The organism is Aquitalea sp. ASV15, assembly GCF_016429115.1.
GTDB classification, from domain to species: Bacteria; Pseudomonadota; Gammaproteobacteria; order Burkholderiales; family Chromobacteriaceae; genus Aquitalea; species Aquitalea magnusonii.
Genome location: NZ_JAELTZ010000023.1, coordinates 1 through 18,868, shown reverse-complemented (window position 1 = coordinate 18,868; position 18,868 = coordinate 1). Strand labels below are relative to the sequence as shown.

General features: G+C 49.5%; 15 protein-coding genes. 7 read left to right on the top strand and 8 right to left on the bottom strand.

Annotated elements, in window-relative coordinates:
• Positions 1 to 7 precede the first annotated feature (7 nt).
• The 3 genes from JHD64_RS11935 (at position 8) to JHD64_RS11925 (ending at position 1,902) form a co-directional block, all read left to right on the top strand.
• Positions 8 to 520 (top strand): DUF3592 domain-containing protein, encoded by a 513-nt coding sequence (locus JHD64_RS11935; RefSeq protein WP_082693226.1) that lies wholly within the window; start codon positions 8 to 10, stop codon positions 518 to 520.
• Complete coding sequence (locus JHD64_RS11930) at positions 513 to 980, top strand: DUF3592 domain-containing protein (RefSeq protein WP_199053360.1); 468 nt, start codon at positions 513 to 515, stop codon at positions 978 to 980. Before JHD64_RS11935 ends, JHD64_RS11930 begins: the two co-directional genes overlap by 8 nt.
• A 187-nt stretch (positions 981 to 1,167) precedes the next feature.
• Positions 1,168 to 1,902 carry an S-methyl-5'-thioinosine phosphorylase gene (locus JHD64_RS11925; protein ID WP_059284340.1) on the top strand — a complete coding sequence of 245 codons (735 nt, stop codon included), beginning with the start codon at positions 1,168 to 1,170 and terminating at the stop codon, positions 1,900 to 1,902.
• An 88-nt stretch (positions 1,903 to 1,990) separates the two neighbouring features.
• Here the strand turns inward: JHD64_RS11925 and JHD64_RS11920 are convergent, their stop codons facing one another.
• Genes JHD64_RS11920 through JHD64_RS11885 form a run of 8 tightly spaced genes read right to left on the bottom strand, consistent with a single transcriptional unit; the run spans position 1,991 to position 11,446 of the window.
• The gene (locus JHD64_RS11920; RefSeq protein ID WP_199053359.1) at positions 1,991 to 3,772 is read right to left on the bottom strand and encodes a glycosyltransferase; all 1,782 of its coding nucleotides are present in this window, start codon (positions 3,770 to 3,772) and stop codon (positions 1,991 to 1,993) included.
• Positions 3,773 to 3,816: 44 nt separating this feature from the next.
• Positions 3,817 to 5,208, bottom strand: a complete 1,392-nt coding sequence (locus JHD64_RS11915) for a radical SAM protein (protein ID WP_059284342.1) — start codon at positions 5,206 to 5,208, stop codon at positions 3,817 to 3,819.
• A gap of 22 nt (positions 5,209 to 5,230) precedes the next feature.
• Positions 5,231 to 6,280 (bottom strand): alpha-ketoacid dehydrogenase subunit beta, encoded by a 1,050-nt coding sequence (locus JHD64_RS11910; protein WP_199053358.1) that lies wholly within the window; start codon positions 6,278 to 6,280, stop codon positions 5,231 to 5,233.
• 2 nt (positions 6,281 to 6,282) lie between these two features.
• Positions 6,283 to 7,251, bottom strand: coding sequence for a thiamine pyrophosphate-dependent dehydrogenase E1 component subunit alpha (locus JHD64_RS11905; protein ID WP_199053357.1), 969 nt, complete (start codon positions 7,249 to 7,251; stop codon positions 6,283 to 6,285).
• Positions 7,252 to 7,257: 6 nt separating this feature from the next.
• Positions 7,258 to 8,358, bottom strand: coding sequence for a radical SAM protein (locus tag JHD64_RS11900; protein ID WP_199053356.1), 1,101 nt, complete (start codon positions 8,356 to 8,358; stop codon positions 7,258 to 7,260).
• Positions 8,359 to 8,369: 11 nt separating this feature from the next.
• Positions 8,370 to 9,884, bottom strand: a complete 1,515-nt coding sequence (locus JHD64_RS11895; RefSeq protein WP_199053355.1) for a PfkB family carbohydrate kinase — start codon at positions 9,882 to 9,884, stop codon at positions 8,370 to 8,372.
• Positions 9,874 to 10,458: an SIS domain-containing protein gene (locus JHD64_RS11890; protein ID WP_199053354.1), complete on the bottom strand. Its 585-nt coding sequence runs from the start codon at positions 10,456 to 10,458 to the stop codon at positions 9,874 to 9,876. Before JHD64_RS11890 ends, JHD64_RS11895 begins: the two co-directional genes overlap by 11 nt.
• Positions 10,445 to 11,446 (bottom strand): SDR family oxidoreductase, encoded by a 1,002-nt coding sequence (locus tag JHD64_RS11885; RefSeq protein WP_199053353.1) that lies wholly within the window; start codon positions 11,444 to 11,446, stop codon positions 10,445 to 10,447. The genes JHD64_RS11890 and JHD64_RS11885 overlap by 14 nt, the downstream gene beginning before the upstream one ends.
• Positions 11,447 to 12,512: 1,066 nt before the next feature.
• Between JHD64_RS11885 and JHD64_RS11880 the strand changes: the two genes are divergently transcribed.
• From JHD64_RS11880 to fliD, 4 genes are all read left to right on the top strand, one after another.
• Positions 12,513 to 16,400, top strand: coding sequence for a glycosyltransferase (locus JHD64_RS11880; RefSeq protein WP_233170461.1), 3,888 nt, complete (start codon positions 12,513 to 12,515; stop codon positions 16,398 to 16,400).
• A 102-nt stretch (positions 16,401 to 16,502) separates the two neighbouring features.
• The gene (locus JHD64_RS11875; RefSeq protein ID WP_059284349.1) at positions 16,503 to 17,351 is read left to right on the top strand and encodes a flagellin; all 849 of its coding nucleotides are present in this window, start codon (positions 16,503 to 16,505) and stop codon (positions 17,349 to 17,351) included.
• A 78-nt stretch (positions 17,352 to 17,429) separates the two neighbouring features.
• Positions 17,430 to 17,855 (top strand): flagellar protein FlaG, encoded by a 426-nt coding sequence (locus JHD64_RS11870; protein WP_059284350.1) that lies wholly within the window; start codon positions 17,430 to 17,432, stop codon positions 17,853 to 17,855.
• Between the two features lie 37 nt (positions 17,856 to 17,892).
• Positions 17,893 to 18,868: flagellar filament capping protein FliD (gene fliD, locus JHD64_RS11865; RefSeq protein ID WP_199053352.1), on the top strand; the 976-nt coding region annotated here is incomplete at its 3' end.

Below are 18,868 nucleotides of genomic sequence, written 5' to 3'. Positions count from 1 at the left end.
CATCATCATGCCTCTATCCCCCCGTCTGCAGACATCCATCCTGATGCTGGCCTTCCTGCTCAGCCTGTCCGGGCTGGTGTACCTGCTGCTGGATCCGGCACGCAGTGTCAGTCACTGGCAGCCGGCCCCCGGTCATGTCGAGTCCAGCCGCATCCTGGTCAGCAGCCCGCCCGAGCACCCCGACCAGATCCACTGGGAACCTTATGTGCAATACCTGTACACGGTAAACGGCGAGCTGTACCACGGCGATCAGCTATACGCAGTGGCCGCCGGCCTGCCCGGTGACCACAGCAGCGCCGAAGACATCACCCGCCGCTTTCCCGCCGGCAAGGCGGTGGTGGTGTATTACAACCCGCAACAGCCAACCCGCGCCGTGCTGATTCGCGCCGGTGACAGCAGCATAGGCAGCGGGCAGTTCATTCTGGCGGCGCTCAGCACCCTGTTTGGCTGGGCCCTGTTCGACCGCCTGCTGCAACGCTGGCGGCTGGGGCGCAGTCACCGGGTGGTATCGCATGGTTGAAAAGCTGCTGCAAAGCGTGATGCTGCTGGCCGGACTGGCCGCCTTCGGCTATCTGTGGTGGCTGGGGGCCAAGGGGGATGCTTCGAGCAGCTGGCCCAGTGCCGTCGGCACCGTGCTGGAAAGCCGGCTGGAGCAGCGCCAGGTCAATGCCGGGGGTGATCGCGACAATACCTGGGAATATTTCCCGCAGCTGCGTTATCAATATCAGGTGCAGGGTCAGACCTATCAATCCGGCAACCGCCGCTTCCCCAATCCCGGTTACAGCCGCAGCCAGCAGGAAGTGGCCGCCATCCTGGCACGCTATCCGGCAGGGGCGCAGGTGAGGGTGTATTACAACCCGGCCAATCCGGCAGAAGCCTGTCTGGAAACCGGCCAGCACTGGACGGCCTGGGTGGGCAAGGCCATTGCGCTGCTGATGGCCGTGGTGGCCGGCTGGCTGCTGTGGCGCGGACAAAGCTGAAGCCTTGGCACGGCGTGATCTGGCACCGTGGATCGCCGCCACGCTTTGCCGCCCGTTTTTTCCATGCAAATCGACTGCCAGACGGGATAAAGCAATTTATCCCCTCAGCCGATTTAAGCCATAATGCCGACAAAACCAAGCTGCATGGCACTTGCATCCACGCCATGCCATAACAAGGGGAACGATTATGTTGGCCATTATCGGAGGCAGCGGCCTGGCCAAGCTGCCGATTCTGGAAGTGACCCATCGCCAGGTGGTAAGAACGCCTTACGGTGATCCATCCTGCGCGCTGACTTTTGGCCGCATCGGTCAGCAAAACGTGGTGTTCATTGCCCGCCACGGCCATGGCCACTCGCTGGCACCGCATGAAATCAATTACCGTGCCAATATCTGGGCGCTGCACAACCAGGGCGTCAAGGGCATCCTCTCCATCGGCTCGGTCGGCGGCATCCGCGCCGACATGGGACCGGGCATGCTGGTGGTGCCGGACAACATCATCGATTACAGCTGGGGTCGCAAGCACACCTTTTTTGATGGCCCGGAGCGGCCGGTGGTGCATGTCGATTTCAGCAATCCCTACGACGATGGCCTGCGCAGCAAGCTGATCGAGGCGGTCAAGGCCAGCGGCAAGCCGGCGCTCAATCAGGGCATTTATGCCTGCACCCAGGGGCCACGGCTGGAAACCGCAGCAGAAATCCTCAGGCTGGAGCGGGATGGTGCCGATATAGTCGGCATGACCGGCATGCCCGAAGCCTGCCTGGCCCGTGAAATGAACCTGCCCTATGCCCACCTGTGCCTGGTGGTGAACTGGGCCGCCGGGAAGGGCGGGACGGCCACAGTCGATTTTGATCCTGCCACCGCGGAAGCGGGCATGAATGATGTCACTGCAGTTCTACACTCTCTTTGCATAAACAGAGAGTAAGGTTGTATTGCCTACCGCCACAGCGGTAACTGCATATTGCCTGCGGGCAATATGGCTTACCGCTGTGGGCTTGGTCTGAAATGCTGTGTCAGTTGAAATTCAGTCCGGCAGCGGTTGGATGATCCGCAGCTAAAACTTTACGGCGCGCATCGATCACTTCTTGTATTCCCATATCGCTATATCTGCCGTAGATGATTTCAAAATCATGCTTCATGTTCTGCCAGGCCTGCACGGTTCGGGAATCATATTCCTGCCCATTTCCTAGTCTGCGTCTTACCTGTACCGTTGTATCATTGAAATGAACAAATGGAATCGTACGCGAAAGGCGTATCAGTAAATCCCAATCTTCATGTGAAGCCAGACTTTCATCAAATCCCCCCACCTTTTCAATAGCCAGCAAGGGATGAGCCAGTGCATTGATCGGGATATAGTTGGTAATTTGCAGTCTGTTGAAATCAAATTTCTTGCAAGCCATCATCGATTTACGCTGATCCTCGCGCAGACCGAAATTGACCTGCTCGGTAATAAAGTGTGCATTGCCAAACACCAAAGCGCCAGGATTGCGACAAGCCTCGTGATGCAAGCGTGCCAGATGGTGCGTGTACATCAGGTCATCATCATCAAGATATACGACATATTGACCACGGGCCAAGCGCAATGCCAGATTTCGTGCGGCTGCGACGCCTCTATTCGGCTGACGCACATACGTAATATTCAGATCTTTGCATAGCCATTCAAGCAAATTTTCCTGTGCAGGTCCACCATCATTGACCATGATGATTTCGAAATTTTTGTAGGTTTGGCTGGCGATGCTTTGCAGGGCATTGACTGCAAGATGAGGACGATTATAAGTCGTCAGGATAATGCTAAAGAATGGCTGGTTAGGGTCGATGGGATCGTGCAGTGATGATGATATATCTGTTTCGGTAAAGTGTTGTTTGGTCTGCGGTGCCGATTGGGAAATGACTTTTTCAATGTGAGAAAGTAATTGATTGGCACGCTGCTCGGCCAGAGATTTGCGATATTCAAATTCAGGTAGTGCATTTTGAACAAAAAATTCAAATTTGGACTGATATAAGCGAATAATATCGGCTAGATGCGGCAAAAGTCGGTCGACATTTTCAGCAGTAAAGTATTTTTCCAGTAAAACGGAGTGTTCAAAAAATGCCAGTCCAGAGCGTCCATAGCGATCGCCGGAGGAAGCTTGCTGATTATGTAGTCTAAAGATGGAAATTTCACTATTGATAAAAGCACTTTGCACTCCCTTCAGGGACAGGTTCATTACCTTGTCCCAGTCTGTGGCACGGAAGAAGCGCTCTGTGTCAAAAGCAGACAGCTTGGTATCGAAAAAGTCCTCGCTACCCAGTATGTTTCTTCGGAACATGCTGGCACCAATATTGATGTAGCAGTCAAACTTGAGCAGCTCGGGTAACTCATCGCGACTGGCAAAGTAGTCCTGTGTCAACCAGCCGGGATGTTGCAAGGGGATGCTTCTCTCATCCTCGGTGAGCATGGTGTAGCGACCGAATACAAAGCCACACTCCGGATGCTGGTCTAAAACATCTTTGAGTTTTTGCAAACTATTGGGCACCAGCATATCGTCTGCGCCAAGCAGCACTACATAGTCGCCGCTTGCCCGTTTTATGCCTTGATTGATATTGCCGGTGGCACCTAGGTTTATTTCATTCCTTACATAAGTAATACGGGAATCGGCATTCGCATATGTCTCGGAAATGGATTGTGTTTCATCGGTAGAGCAATCATCACAGATAATAATCTCAACATCGTTGATGTTTTGTTGCAAGATGCTATTGATTGCGCTGGGTAAAAAGCGAGCATAATTATATGCCGGTATAATAATCGAGATCATTTTAGTCCAATAACTTGTTTAAAATTGAGGCAGCATTGTCAGCGTCAGATAAAGTTGACGTGCTCGGGTGGGTTTTTCAGATCCCACAGGAACTTGTTGACATAATCTTGACGGCAGCCAATCGCACAATCTTTATGGACATCGACTGATGCGGCTACATCTTGATGCACCGCCCAATACCGGTCACCCATTACGATATCAAAGAAGGATTGCTCGTGCAGGTCGCCGATGTAAAACCTTTCCTTGTTGAAAAATGGGCCGCAGGGATAGATTTTTCCATTCCCGGATATCTGTAGTAAAAATGGGGTGCCATGACAGACGTCGTATTTTCGGAATCCGTTTTTATACAAGGAAGATTCACCGGCAGCATTGATTTTATTCCACTTCGCCTGCACCACATAGTCTGGTGTGGAAAGGCTTTCAGCCTTTTTCAATACATCAGTAACGGAAAGATATTCATCGTAGTTGATGCCAATTTCTTTGTATTCCGAGTCAGAGCAGTGCTTGATGACAAAGTAGTCAACACCCAGCTCTGCGCCAAGCATTGCTTCAGGAATGACTTCGTCAAAACACTCAGGTATCAAAACCATTTGCAGACCAATTGTGCACTTATAGCCATATTCTTTTTTGATCTGAACCAGCGCACGTATTTTTTCAATCAGCAGATCAAAATTTTCTTCCCTGGATTGATGTACACGGCGGAATCCCTCTCGCGTCCCTGCGGATAGATTGAAACGGATCCAGCTCATATTCTTTAGCAAGTCATGGGCACGATCCATATCCAGCTGCAGACCGTTGGTGGCCATCGAGGTATCAATGCCTAATTCACTGGCAAGCACCGTCGCATCATAGAGTGCAGGATTCAAGGTCGGTTCGCCATCGCCAATAAACCCGATAGAGCGTACGCCCAGCTTGCCGCAGTCCTGAATATAAGATAGCAGTGCCTCTCGACCGATCATTGTACCTTTGGTCATGTTTTGCACTACGGCATAGCAGTAAATGCATGCAGTATTACAAAACTTGGTCAGACCCATATCGATATGAATGGGTGCAAAGCGCTCTCCATTTTGCCAGGCCAGGACGCGATCCAGATGGTGCAGCATCTTGTGGCCATCGAAACGGAATCGTTCAGCCTTGTTGCGATAACTTGGCCCGGTGAACTGGTTTGGTACGGCAGTTTCCTCTTCGTCGGCAAGCCGAATGACACCAACCTGGCTGCCTTCCTTATAAAACTCAATTTTCTGCCCACTGCTTTGGCTTAGTTGGCGACTGTCAAGCAAGTCCTCTGGCTCTGCCAGTGCTTTCCGATTGACGATGACATTGGATGTGCGCAGTTTATGGCCGGGGTTGCGTGCCAGGGGGGCTTCATCAGGAATCATGGTGGTGGTTTTTTGACCGAACCGGTTGATCCCTTCCTTAGGCTTGTTATCGCTCATGCTGTTTCCTTTTATGTGCAGTTCAGAAGGGGCCGGTAAACCAATCCCCGGGCACGTCATGATGAAGTCGTGGTGGTGGCAGGGCCTCAAGGGGCAGCGACTCAAGTCCCAGCATTTCTCCCACGCTGGTAATGATATCTTTAGCCTCCGTGTAGAAGGCTCGACTCAGACCATAGCTTGTTGGCTCTGGGCAATCTGGCGCTGTCAGCCGCCGAGGGGCGCAGCGTAGTGCTGACCAGTGTGTCATGCAGATACGGGCAATGATTTCCCCGGCGACAGAGCATGTTGCAGCCCCGCTATCCAGTACCAGCAGTCGGCCGGTTTTGACCACGGACGCTTCCAGTGTTGCCATATCCAAGGGTTTGATACTGCGTAAATCGATCAATTCGCAATGAATGCCAACCTCTGCCAGCGCCTGGCAAGCATGGCGGGCTTCCGCGACCAGATAGGACATGGCCACGATGGTGATGGCATCACCCGCTTGCAGCGTATGTGCTTTGCCAAGCGGTACACGGTAGTCACCAACGGGAACATCTTCGGTAGCAGGGTGTATCCACCGGTGCTCAAGAAAAACGACTGGATCATCATCAAAAATCGCGGAAAGGAGCAAGCCCTTGGCATCTGCTGCGCTGGAGGGCATGACCACCTTCAAGCCTGGAACGTGGGCAAACCAAGCCTGAAGGTTCTGCGAGTGGGTAGGACCCTGACCCCAGCCACGACCCATGATGAGGCGCAGGGTTAACGGCACCTTATGCTCCGCACCAAAGGTGTAGTGCCATTTTGCGGCATTATTGACGAGCTGATCCATGGCAAGCAGGAAAAAATCCAGCCGCTGATGGCACATCACTGGACGCAGGCCACCAATTGCAGCACCAATGCCGATGCCCGTCATGCCATTTTCCGCCGTGGGCATGTCAAAAACGCGATCTGTGCCGAATTGTTGTTGCAAGCCGGCGGTCGTGCCAAAAATTGCCTTGGGATCATCTACACCCAAACCGTAGCAGATGACTGCAGGATCATGCTGCATGGCGATATGCAGGGCTTCATTGATGGCTTGTGCGGCATTCATCATGCTCATAATTGCGGCCCCAAAACCGTTGCGTAGATACCGTCCATGCCACTAGAAGGATCAGGAAACGGAGCGGAATCGGCTTTTGCGAAAGCAACATCAATGCGATGCGCGATTTTGGTTTCCATGGTATTCAAATCTTCAGCACAAAGCTGTAATCGTTCGATGAGCTGCTGAATCGGATCCCGACTTTTCCAATAGGCCAGTTCCCCATGTGGTCGGTAATTAAGATGATCATCATCATAAGGACCACAGTGTTCAAGCCAGCGATAGGTTGGCATTTCTATGAAATAAGGGCCCAGCCCATTCCGGATCGCGCTGATAGCCGCATTTGTAGCGGCGTGAACAGCTTCCACATCGTTGCCATCCACAACGACAGTATTTAGGCCGATGGCCTTTGCCAATTCAGCCAAGGATCTGTTTTTTGGTTGTCTTTTATCAAGTGAGCTATAGACAGAATAAAAATTGTTCTCGCACGCAAACAGCACAGGGAGATTCCGTACTACGGCAAAATTGGCACTTTCATAAAATGCCCCTTCTTCGGTTGCACCATCCCCTAAAAAAATGCAACTTATCCGGTCACTGCGCTTTAGCTTTAGCGAGAGTGCCAATCCAACACCAACAGGAATGCTGTTACCTACGATGGCCGTACTGGCGACAAAGCCAACTTTGGTATCAGACAAATGCATTGAGCCACCTCGGCCCCCGCAGCAGCCCGTGGACTTGCCGTGTAGCTCAGCGATAAGGGCGTCAAGATCTCCCCCCTTGGCTAAATAGTGTGCATGAGCACGGTGCGTGCTGACAGCCAGATCCGTCGCTTCAAGCGCTGCGCAGACACCAACTGCGGCAGCTTCTTGACCAATCGATAGATGTACTGGGCAGCGCATCTTCTGTTCTGGATAATACCTTGCGATGGCCTCTTCAGTACGCCGTATCAATAACATCTGCTCAAGAAAGAGGGTAGAAAGGCTCATGATGTCTCAGATGAAATTGACGTGTGGAACATTATTGTTAATCAGTCGATCAAGATAACGATTGACTTCATCCATGCGACAGTTACGACGGCAATTCTGAATATTCAGGTTTTCCCGTACATAATGGAAGTTTTCCTGTCTGCGTGCACCTTGCCAAATGCTTCGAAAACTACTTTCATTGATGTTTCCATATTCGAAACGCTTATCCAGCAAATAAGCGCTGCAACCATAAACACGACCATCTGCCATGATATAAGCCCAAACAAATGGCGTTGCATGACATTTCTGGTAGCGTTGCTTAGGGTCTTCCATGTATTTGTGCATGGTATGACTTCGGAAAATCAGCTGAAAGCGTTCTGTATTGAATTTTGCAAGCTCAGCTTCCATATCAAGGTAGGGCTGATAGTCCACGCTCTCGTATTGATGTGTCTCACTGAAAAGATGCTGGGAGTATGGTTTGATTACAAGGTAATCGCAGCCGATCTCATCTCGACAGATGCGTGCCAATTCCAACATGTCGGCGGCGTTCTCCGGGAGAAGTAAAGCCTGCACGCCGATTGTGCAGTTGATATTGTTCTCATGTTTGAAAGCAACCGCGCGTTTGATATTTTCTAATACGCGGATGAAATCACGTTCGCGGGTTTTATGAATTGCAGCATAAGAGGCCGCATTGCCCGCATTTAACGATATTTTTATCCAGGAAATTTTATCCAGGGATTTTTCAATGAACTCCTGATTCATCAGGACGCCATTTGTCGTAAAGGCAACATCAATTCCGGATTTTTTGGTCAGTGCGACAATGTCATTGATTTTTTTATGCAGCAAGGGCTCACCTTCCCCTGCATACATGATGCTTTTCACACCAAGACTACCCATTTCAGGAAGTCGCTGCTCAAGTATGGAGTAATCCAGCATGCTGGATTTATAACCAATATAGTCTACCGCACAAAAGGTACAGCGATGATTGCATGCGCCAACTGGTGATAATTCCATATAGATGGGATAGATCTGCTTGGCCTTTTCCCAATCGTCACCAGTGTCAAGTAAGTCGGCCACCCGTTTCGGATGATAAATCAATTTATGGCTGTCAATCAGGAAGGCATCCATGGCATTTGGCCCTATTTCAATAAGGTAGTGGCGTATTTGGCAAACAAGACCGGATCAACCGGTTCTCTGTTGCAAACAATCTGAACATCCAGGGCTGCCGCAATGCTGCCAGCTAATACTGCTGCGGGGGTACTGTCTGTTACTGCCATGAATAAACCTCCGAGTGATAAAAAGGCATCACCCGCACCGATACGGTCGACTACATGTGAAGATAGCGCCGGTATTGCCAGCGTACTTTGCTTGTCAACAATTAATGCACCTTTGAGGCCTCTGGTAATGGCTACCGCTCGACTATCCAGTCGGGTCAATAGTTCCATGGCAACATCTTCTAGTGGTGACTGACGGTCATGGGTTGCCAGGCGTGCTTCAGGCTCGTTCAGACAAATAAAATCCGCTTTAGGATAACGAGTAATAATGTGATATCCGCGGTTTCCACTATTGATCTGTGTATTGACCACTAAAAAACGGGCATGATGCGAAATGGTTTTTGCCATTTTCTTACTGATCATGCCATTCCCGAAGTCGGGCACAATGACCAAATCATAGTCATTGGCATATTGCTCAATCCAGGAGCAGAAATCTTGCTCAAGATCTGGATTGTCTTCTTCTTCACCACCAAAATAGACTTCAAATAGCCGCTGCAGATCCTGATCAACAAAGCGCCGTTTAATCAGTGTCGGCGCATTTTGAAAATGTCGGTATTCTAGTGTGACATTGGATTTCAGTTTTGATTTAATATAGTCAATGCCATCATCTTTTCCCAGGGCCGTGAGCAAAGTCACGTTTTGGGTAAATCCTGCAATGTGGTTTGCCACTGCAACCGCACCACCTGCAAACCTTTCCTCACTTTGGTGACGTACTGCTAATGAGGTTCCCTTGCCGGTCTGCCCTAAAGTGTGGACATAGTGATATTCATCGATGATGGTATCACCTATCACAAGCACATTAAGCGATTTGAGTGACTGAATATGCTCAAGGAATGAACTGAGAGGGCTGGTTTGTTTAAACTGCTCTAAAAAAAGACGAGTATCCTGAGGTAATACATCGAAATGGGTGTTTAGCAGCTTGGTTGAGCTGAAAGTAATTTCATCGGTAAAGTAAATATCTCCACCATTGGATCTGACCGCTTCAATCTCAAGCGAAATATTACCTGTAGTGTCTTTAGTGGGATCCGCATAGTCACTTCCCTTAACGTAGAGGAATGGCTTTATTTTCTCTATCGCTAAAATGGCTGTTTCCGCACGGCTGATGGCGAGGTAGTCTACACAAGACAAGGCTGCAAGATTCTCGGCGCGCAACAACTCAGAGAACACTGGCCTGCCTGGTCCTTTGCGCACAAAATCGTCTGATGTTATCGTCACAATTAGCACATGGCCCAAGCTACGTGCTAATTGCAGGTGCTTGATATGGCCGGTATGCATCAAGTCAAAAGTGCCGTGGCAATGAATGACTTTTTGTCCGGAGCTTCTGAGTTGTTCGGTAATGTGTGCCAACTCATCAAGAGTCTTGATTTTTTCAGTGCTCATTTTTATTTTCTGCAAGTGAGTCCGAAAGATAATGCAAAATTAGCTGGTGGCCGACTTCAACCATGCCATAATCGTCTGAAGGCAACCAGATGTTGATCATGCCTTTACTTCTAAGGTGGTTATTGGCCGAAAAGCCTGATAAGGTGATAATGTTAGCCTCATTTGCTAGCGCGCTATCACAGGCCTGTAGAATATTGGCAGACTGACCAGAGCTGCTGACAGCCAGTACGACATCGCCGCTTCTGATGTATCTGCTTAGTAACTCCTGATACGCGTTAGCGTATCCATAGTCATTACTCATGCATGTCAACAACGATGGCTCTTGCAAAACATGAGCACGCAACCTGCACTTGTTGACCAGATCGGTTTGTACGTGGGCAACCAATGCAGCACTACCACCATTTCCTAACAGATAGACATCTTTTCCTTCGGCGCGCACCGATAGCAGCACTTCTTTGGTGCGTTGCAAGGAATGTTCAATACTCATGGGAATATTGTTTCCATCCGTAGCCTGTGCTTGCGCCAAAATGCCTTGAAACTGCTGGCTGTATATGAGGAAGTTATCTGTCAGCATGTTGACTTCCCAGGTGGGTAAACCAGGATCTCGTGGCTTTATCAATCGATTCAGCGGTCCAGACAGGGGCGTCAGACCAGTCTTGTATGGACGATAGCATGATTTTGACGCCCTCTTCGAAGCTAACCTTCGGTTTCCAGTCCAGGACTTGTTGTATGAGTCTGGTGTCGGCGAAAGTGCAGTCTGGCTCGCCGGGGCGCTTGGGAATGAAAATGTGCTCTCCTCCAAGTAACTGAGCCAGGTAGAGGACACTGTAATGGTTACCGCTACCCACATTGAGCGCTCGGCCGCAAATGTTGGAGCGTGCAGCAGCAATGAAGGCATTGGCGACATCTGTAACAAAGGTGAAGTCACGTGTCTGTGATCCATCCCCTACAATCGTCAGTGGCAAACCTTTCAGCTTTTGTGCAAGAAACACACCAAATACCGCGCCATACGCTCCACTGGTTCGAGAGCGTGGGCCGTAGACGTTGAACAGTCGAAGTGACAGGGCTGGCAATTGGTAAACCTTGGCCCAGTGCAGTACCAATTCCTCCCCCATGGCCTTGGTTAATGCATACGGATATTCGGGTTGTAAAGCAGCTTGTTCACTGGTTGGATAACAATCAGGAATGCCGTAACTGGAGGATGACGCCGCATAAACAAATCGTTGGATGCCATGTTCTTTGGCGGCCTGCAGCACATTGAGCGTACCGTTGACATTGACATCAAAATAGTCTTCAGGTTGTTCGATAGATGGGACGATATCCGATCGTCCAGCCAAATGAATGACCCAATCGACACCATGGAAATATGTTCTGATCAGCTGTCGTTCGCGGATATCGGCGCGTATGAATTGAAATTCCGGGTGGTCGATGAAGCCAGCCAAGTTACGTTCAGTACCTGTCGAGAGGTCATCAAGGGCCAAGACTGTGTGTCCTTCTCGAAGCAGCAGATCACAGACATGACTGCCAATGAAGCCTGCGGCTCCTGTAACCAGTACTCGCATGGAGTGTCCTTGTTGTAGCTGAGTAGGATGATGAATTTTTATCGTCAAATCGGGATAAAACTTAAGCTGCAAAGGCAGCCATGTAGCCATGGAGATAAGTTTGGTATTGGGTGGACATCTTAAATTGTATAGTTTAAACAAATTAAATCAAATAATTTAATTTGAGGCGTGTGGTGCTCCCAGATTGCTTGCTGGTTGTTTTGTGAGTTGCAATGTATTATCGCATTTCATTGTAAAGTGAAATGTAATTCCAAAAGCTTGTATATTGCCATACATCCTGTTGTTTCTGCACGCGGTACACTGTGTGTCACAGCCCGCGAGAATATTCAATGGAAACACGATTCTTGGTGCGTGGAGAATAGAGATATGGATAAAATTCACATTGCGACAATCAAAATTTACATTAGTCAAATGGCATATATTCTCTATTATCAGTATTTTGCATTGGAATTAAGCCCTGATGTGTCTTTGTCTTTAGGTATGGCTTGAGAATGGTATCGATATTGAGCAATATTGCCAATCTGACTTGATGGTGAATGAGGCTTCAACTTATTTGTATTGCCATTTCGCAGTCATTTTTTGTTTATAATGATGATTCGTGAAGAATATGATCTTTATTTAAGTTGCTTGTCAAAAATATTTGCTGAATAGGTTGGTTGACTGATTTGTGTGTGGGGAGCATCTTAATATGCATGATGGTGAGTTGGATATGCTATCAGATGCTTTGACCTGTTTGCGGTTAATTAAGAATTCACATGGTAATGTGAATGACGTTGATGCGAATTCTACGGTTGGGGCTGCCTGTATTGGGTATAAGACGCACTCAATTTGCGCTGGTCGGGTATTTTGATTTTGTTGCTTGTATGAATTGAACTAGCCAGTAGCGTGCTGGAAAATCTTAGTGCCTGTCATTAAGTGGTGGCATGTGTAATTTTCATGTCATATTATGATGTTAAGCAGTTGCGCAGCGGTGAGATGTCCAACCGTTTGTCGTGGCTGTGATTTATTTTGTGTTTGATATCTTTTATTAATTATTAACCCTTTAAATTTTTAGGTGGGGTTGTTTATGAATCAGGGTAAGCTTCAGCATCATTTGCTTGATGTAATTAACAAAAAGCCTAGGGTTTGCATCCTCACTCGTGATGGATTGGATGCCGCTTGCTTTCGTTTGCGATTGGGTGATGCATTGCAAATGATGAGCCCTGTATTCGAGACTTTTTTCTACAAAAACTCTGCGCAGCTGATGCCGAATGGGCAATTTCCATTCGAAAATGATGATGACTTGATTGCTTTTGCCGATTTGTTTGTCGTGCAAAGGGCATTTCCTTCGCCAGCGTACAAGCCTTTGCTGCAGAAGACTGTGGATTCTGGCAAGCCAATTATTTATGAGGTGGATGATTGGTTGATAGGTATGCCGGAGAGTCATCCGATGTATGAGGAGTTTAATACTCTTTTCCCTGTTGTTGAATGGTTGTTACCGCATTGCGCAGCAATTATTACGGCTACGGAGGCTTTGGCAAAAAAATTTGCAAAATATAATAATAATATATCGGTTGTGCCTAACCGGTTGGCTAGAGCACGCTTGCCTGCTGTAGTAAATAGAAATAATGATGTTGTTACAATTGGTTTTGCCGGAACGGGGACTCACAAAAAAGATCTGGAAAGCATTTCAAAGGCATTAATGCGTATTTATTATGAATACGCAGGGCAGGTGCGGTTTGTATTCTGGGGCGATGTTCCTGAGGCAATGGTTGGGAAGAAGGGGGCAAGTCACATCGCCCAGTTTTTGCCGTATTCGGATTATCTTCCTCAACTATCAAACCTGAAGATTGACATTGGCATTGCCCCATTGCGTCAAGGCGATTTTAACGAAGGCAAGTCAGACCTGAAGTGGATGGAGTACACCGTCGCAGGAGCCGCGGCAGTGGTGGCAGATGTTCCTGCGTACAGCTGGCTGAAAGGAACTGGCTTGGCAACCGTCTGCGATGATGATACTGAATCTTGGTTTACTGCTATTTCGTCATTGATTGAGGACGAAGCGCTTCGCATGAGGCAAGTGGATTTGTCTCGTGAGCATATCATGAGATATCGTCTTCTCGATGATGCCATGCCGGCTATTTTCAGCATTTGGAATTCAGCTTTGCCACCTTTATTGCGCCGTTCACAACCTGCGGCTTGGGGTAAAGTCAATATTGCGCCATTGACTGGGTGTGACTTGAACGAGATTCATCGTTATCGTCTTTGGTTAAAGAAGTATAATTTCCGCGAGATACATGTTGAGCAATTGGCAGAGAGAATGATGATAGATTGGCCCAAGCAGCCAGTTTTTAATATTCTATGCATTGCTCAGGCGCATGACCTGCATCGTTTGGCGGAAAGTTTCGAAAATATGCAGAGCCAGTTATACCCACACTGGCGCCTCATTGTTATTTCGGATACACCTCAGCCGGATGCTATATTTGAAAACAATAATCAATTAGGATGGTTGCAGATAGAGAGTGTTGAAGATCATGAGTTGTTAATTTCTGCAGTAAATGGAGTGATAGCTGATATTCCTGCAGACTGGTGTTTTTTGCTTTCTTCGGGTTTTCGTTTACAACCTCAGGCCTTGTTGAAGTTTGGTGAAGCTGCAGCCGCTAACTTATCAGCGAAAGCGATCTACTGTGACCATGATGTCGTATCCCCAATGGGAGAGCGCTTCCTTCCAAAATTCTTACCTGATTTTTCGCCAGAATATTTGCTTTCAATGGATTACATCGGAAGTGCGGTTGCCTTCTCGGTTCCTGATTTGGCACGTATTGGTGGCTTTAGAGCTTTTCCTGATGCTTATCAGTATGACGTTTTGCTCCGCTTGATGGGTACTAACGATGCTAATACCGTCGTCCACATCGATGACATGCTGCTTTCCCTGCCATGGCAGCAAGCTGCAAATCGACCGTTGGCAGCTGCATCACGCCTTGTAGCCCTTCAGGATCATGCAAGCATCCATGGCATAAATGCTGAAGTCACCGAGGGTTTGGTCCCAGGTACTTATCATTTCGAATATAAATTGTCTGGTAACCCATCTCTTAGTGTAATTATCCCGACTAAGGACAAGTTGGAGTTTCTGGTTCCGTGTGTGGATAGTCTGTTCAATAAAACAGGGTATCAAAATTTTGAACTCATTTTGGTCGATAACCAATCTGAGGATGAAGAGTCACATGAGTATTATGCTTCTCTTTTGCAGCGCTATCCAGGGCGTGTAAAATTGATCGAGTATAACCAGAGTTTTAATTTCTCTGAGCAGTGTAATCGTGGTGTTGAAGCGGCTTGTGGTGAGTATATCTTGCTGCTTAATAATGATACGGAAATCATTTTTGATAACTGGCTTGATCGTATGCTTGCTACTGCGCAGCAGCCAGGTGTCGGTGCTGTGGGTGCCCGTCTTTTGTATCCGGAAGTTGGGAAAATACAGCATGCAGGAATTTTGCTTGGCGTTCCCGGTACCATGCACGCGGTGGCCGATCACGTTTTTGAAGGTTCGGATTTCAGTGATGGCGGCTATTTGAATCGTGCACTCACGATGCAGAATTATTCAGCGCTTACTGCGGCCTGCTTGTTGGTGAGTAAGCAAGATTATCTTGCTGTCGGTGGGATGGATGCTGAAAATCTGAAGGTTTTCTTTAATGATGTTGATTTGTGCTTGAAGCTCAAGGCAAAAGGTTTGCGCAATGTTTATAATCCTTTTGTTGTTCTTTATCACCATCATGGTAAAAGTATTTGTCGCACTACTAGTGATCCACGCGTATTGCTGGAGGCAGCAGTGCGCGAGCGTAATGAGCGCGAAACGATATTGCAGCGCTGGTTACCCATAATTGCGCATGATCCAGCTTACAACCGACATCTATCTTTGCGTGAAAGGAAGATGGAAGTCGAAGTAAGCCGAATTGTGTCTTGGGATCAGAAAATACATAGGCGCAAGCATGTGTTGGGTCTGCCTGTTGTCGGGGGTAGTGGAGAATACCGCCTTAGCCAGCCTCTTTCTGCTTTGCAGCAAGCAGGCAAGCTGGATGGTGAAATTGTGCAACCTTCACATGGCATCCTTTCGATTGCGGAGATGGCGCGTATCTCTCCTGATACCCTGCTGCTACATACGGGTATAAATGATGCCATTTATGAGGCATTGCAGGCTTATCGACAATTTTTGCCTGGGATGCGTTTTGTGTTTGGTATCGACGACTTGATTGGAGCTACTCCCGAGAAGAGCAATTTGCATGATCATTGGAAGCGCTATTTTCCTGATGCCAAGCAACGGTTGCGCAAGGTATTGAAACTCTTTGATAGCTTGATCGTATCTACCGAACCGCTGGCTGAGTTTACCAAAACCATGATCGATGATCGTCGAGTCATCCCTAATCGCTTAAGCAGGGCAAAGTGGGGTGGATTGCAGTCTTCTCGTCGCAGCGGTGCCAAACCTCGTGTGGGTTGGGTTGGTGCCTCTCAGCACCGTGGTGACCTCGAGTTGCTGTTGTCCGTCATACAGGAGACTGCTGCCGAAGTGGATTGGGTTTTCATGGGGATGTGTTTGCCGCAGTTCCGCCCGTATGTGGCCGAGGTGCATCATGCGGTTCCGTTTGAGCAGTATCCTGCCGCAGTGGCGCGGCTGAACCTTGATCTTGCCGTGGCTCCTCTCGAAATTAATGCCTTCAATGTGGCTAAAAGCAACTTGAGACTGCTGGAGTACGGTGCCATGGCTTGGCCGGTGGTGTGTTCAGATATCTTCCCCTACCAGACCAATGACGCACCTGTCTGCCGGGTGCCGAACAATCCCGCTGCTTGGGTCAGCGCGATACGTGAACGTGTGCATGACCTTGATGCGGCTGCTCAAGAAGGGGATGCCTTGCGACGGTGGGTGGAGCGTGATTACTGGCTGGAAGACCATCTGGAGGATTGGTTTGCCGCCTTGAGTGGCTAGTTGTCAAAAAAAAGCAGGCAGGGGGCTAAAGTTCGCAAACCGGGTGACGATAACTAGTCAAGGTCAGCAACTTCGCCCCCGAATGCTCTAAGGAGAATCATCATGGCACTTACCGTCAACACCAATATTGCGTCGCTCACCGCGCAGAACAACCTGAGCAACTCCAGCACCTCGCTGAATTTGTCCTTGCAACGCCTGTCCTCCGGTCTGCGCGTAAACAGTGCCAAGGATGATGCTGCCGGTCTGGCCATTTCCCAGACCCTTACCTCGGCCATTCGCGGTAACAACCAGGCCATCCGTAACGCCAATGACGGTATTTCCGTGGGCCAGACGGCTGAAGGCGCGCTGGGCCAGATTGCCAACAACCTGCAGCGTATCCGTGAAATTGCCACCCAGTCTGCCAACGGCTCGGTCAGCGATACTAACCGTTCGCAGCTGCAAAAAGAAGTGGACCAGCTGACCCAGGAAATTTCGCGTATCGTTCAAACGACTCAGTTTAACGGTACGTCTTTGCTGTCAGGTGGCTCTACACTGACTTTCCAGGTGGGTTCGTCCGGTGACGCTTCTAACCAAGTTTCCATCTCGTCAACCGATCTGACATCGGCCGGTACGCTGAATGCTTATAATTCGTCGCTGACGAATACGGGCACGATTGATGTTACTTCGCAAGCAAAGGCGTCCGGCGTATTGTCCGCGCTTGATGCTGATATCTCGGAAGTATCGAATATCCGTTCCACCTTCGGTGCGGTACAAAACCGTTTTGACGCTGTGGTGGCCAACCTGCAAAACTATGTCACCAACCTGACTGCCGCCAACAGCCGTATTGTTGACGTAGACTTCGCTGCGGAAACGGCTAACCTGACCAAGAACCAGATTCTGCAACAGGCTGGTACTTCCATCCTGAAACAGGCCAACTCGCTGTCGCAGTCGGCACTGACTCTGCTGCAGTAAGCTACACTGAAGCCATAAGCTGAAGAATCGGCCTCGGTTGGCATGCTAACCGGGGCCGTCTGCACAGGAGTAGTTGCCATGCAAATATCATCAACGAATGGTCCGGTCCTGCCTTTGGCGACCACCCCGACGGCGCGTCAGCAAAATCAGCTGATCCAGGGTAATACTGCTGATGCCACGGCAAGTTCGGTTCTGCCCAACTCGACAGCAGGCGTGACGGCGGTGGGGCAAAGCCAGGCACAAAATGCTTCCAGTGACGGAACTCAGCAAAAGAAACCCGATCCACAAGAGCTGCAGAATTCGGTCAAACAGCTGAATGATGTAGCCAAGCTTTATTCCAGTCAGTTAGAGTTCTCTGTCGATAAAGACACCAATATTCAGGTCGTCAAGGTGGTCGATCAGGAAACCAAGAAAGTGATCCGCCAGATCCCTTCGGAAGATGCCATTCGTATCGCCAAGGCAATCGGCGACTTCAAGGGTTTGCTGCTCAAGGACAAAGCCTGACGCCGATAGTATTCAGTATCCAAGGAGGTAGTGCCCAATGGCTTCCATCACGACTAGTGTCGGCTCGCTGGATGTACAGTCTATTGTCAGCCAGTTGATGACCATCGAGCAGCAGCCTCTGCAAGCCAGCCAGCAACGTTCCAGCAAATACAATACCCAACTGAGCTCGATCGGCCAGATCAGCTCGGCCCTGTCCGCCTTGCAGACGGCCTCCGGCAAGATCTCGACCGGTGCATTCCTGCAGCAATTCAAGGCCAGCTCCACGGATACCAGTATTGCCAATGTCACCACCACCACCGGTGGCGTGGCCGGCAGTTATACGCTCAACGTGACCCAGCTGGCCAAACCCCGCCAGCTGGTGTTCGACCAGTTTGCCGGCCAAGCGGTGACCGACCCCAAAGCGACCTTGAGTGGAGCGCCCACTTCGCTGACGCTCACCGTTGCCGGCAAGGATAACGTGATCAACCTGACGCCCAGTGCAACTGATACCGTCAGCCTGCAGTCCATTTCCGACCGTATCAATCAGAGCGGTGCCGGGGTGAATGCATCGGTGGTGCAAAACAATGGCCAGTACAAACTGGTGCTGGCTTCTGCCGTTTCCGGCAGTGACAATACTTTCAGTATCAAGGCTGGTGGCAGCGACTCCGGCAGCACCAGCGGCTCCAGCCTGGCTGGCCTGACGCAAAGTGCCACTGCCGCCAGCGAATCGGCAGCAGCCAGCGATGCCTTGCTGAGCGTCAACGGTGTCAGTGTCTCTTCTGGTAGCAACCATCTGACCAACGTGATTTCCGGTGTCAATGTCGACATTACCAAGCTGGGGCAGGCTACCGTCACCATGGCCTCGGACAGCAGTGGCATTGCGGCTTCGCTGCAAGGTTTTGTCGATGCCTACAATCAGGTGAAATCTGCGGTAGACTCGGCACGTTCCGGCAGTCTGAAGGCCAATGCATCGGTACTGTCCATCCAGCAAAAGCTGACCGGCATCCTGAGTACGCCGGTTCCGGGCGTGGATG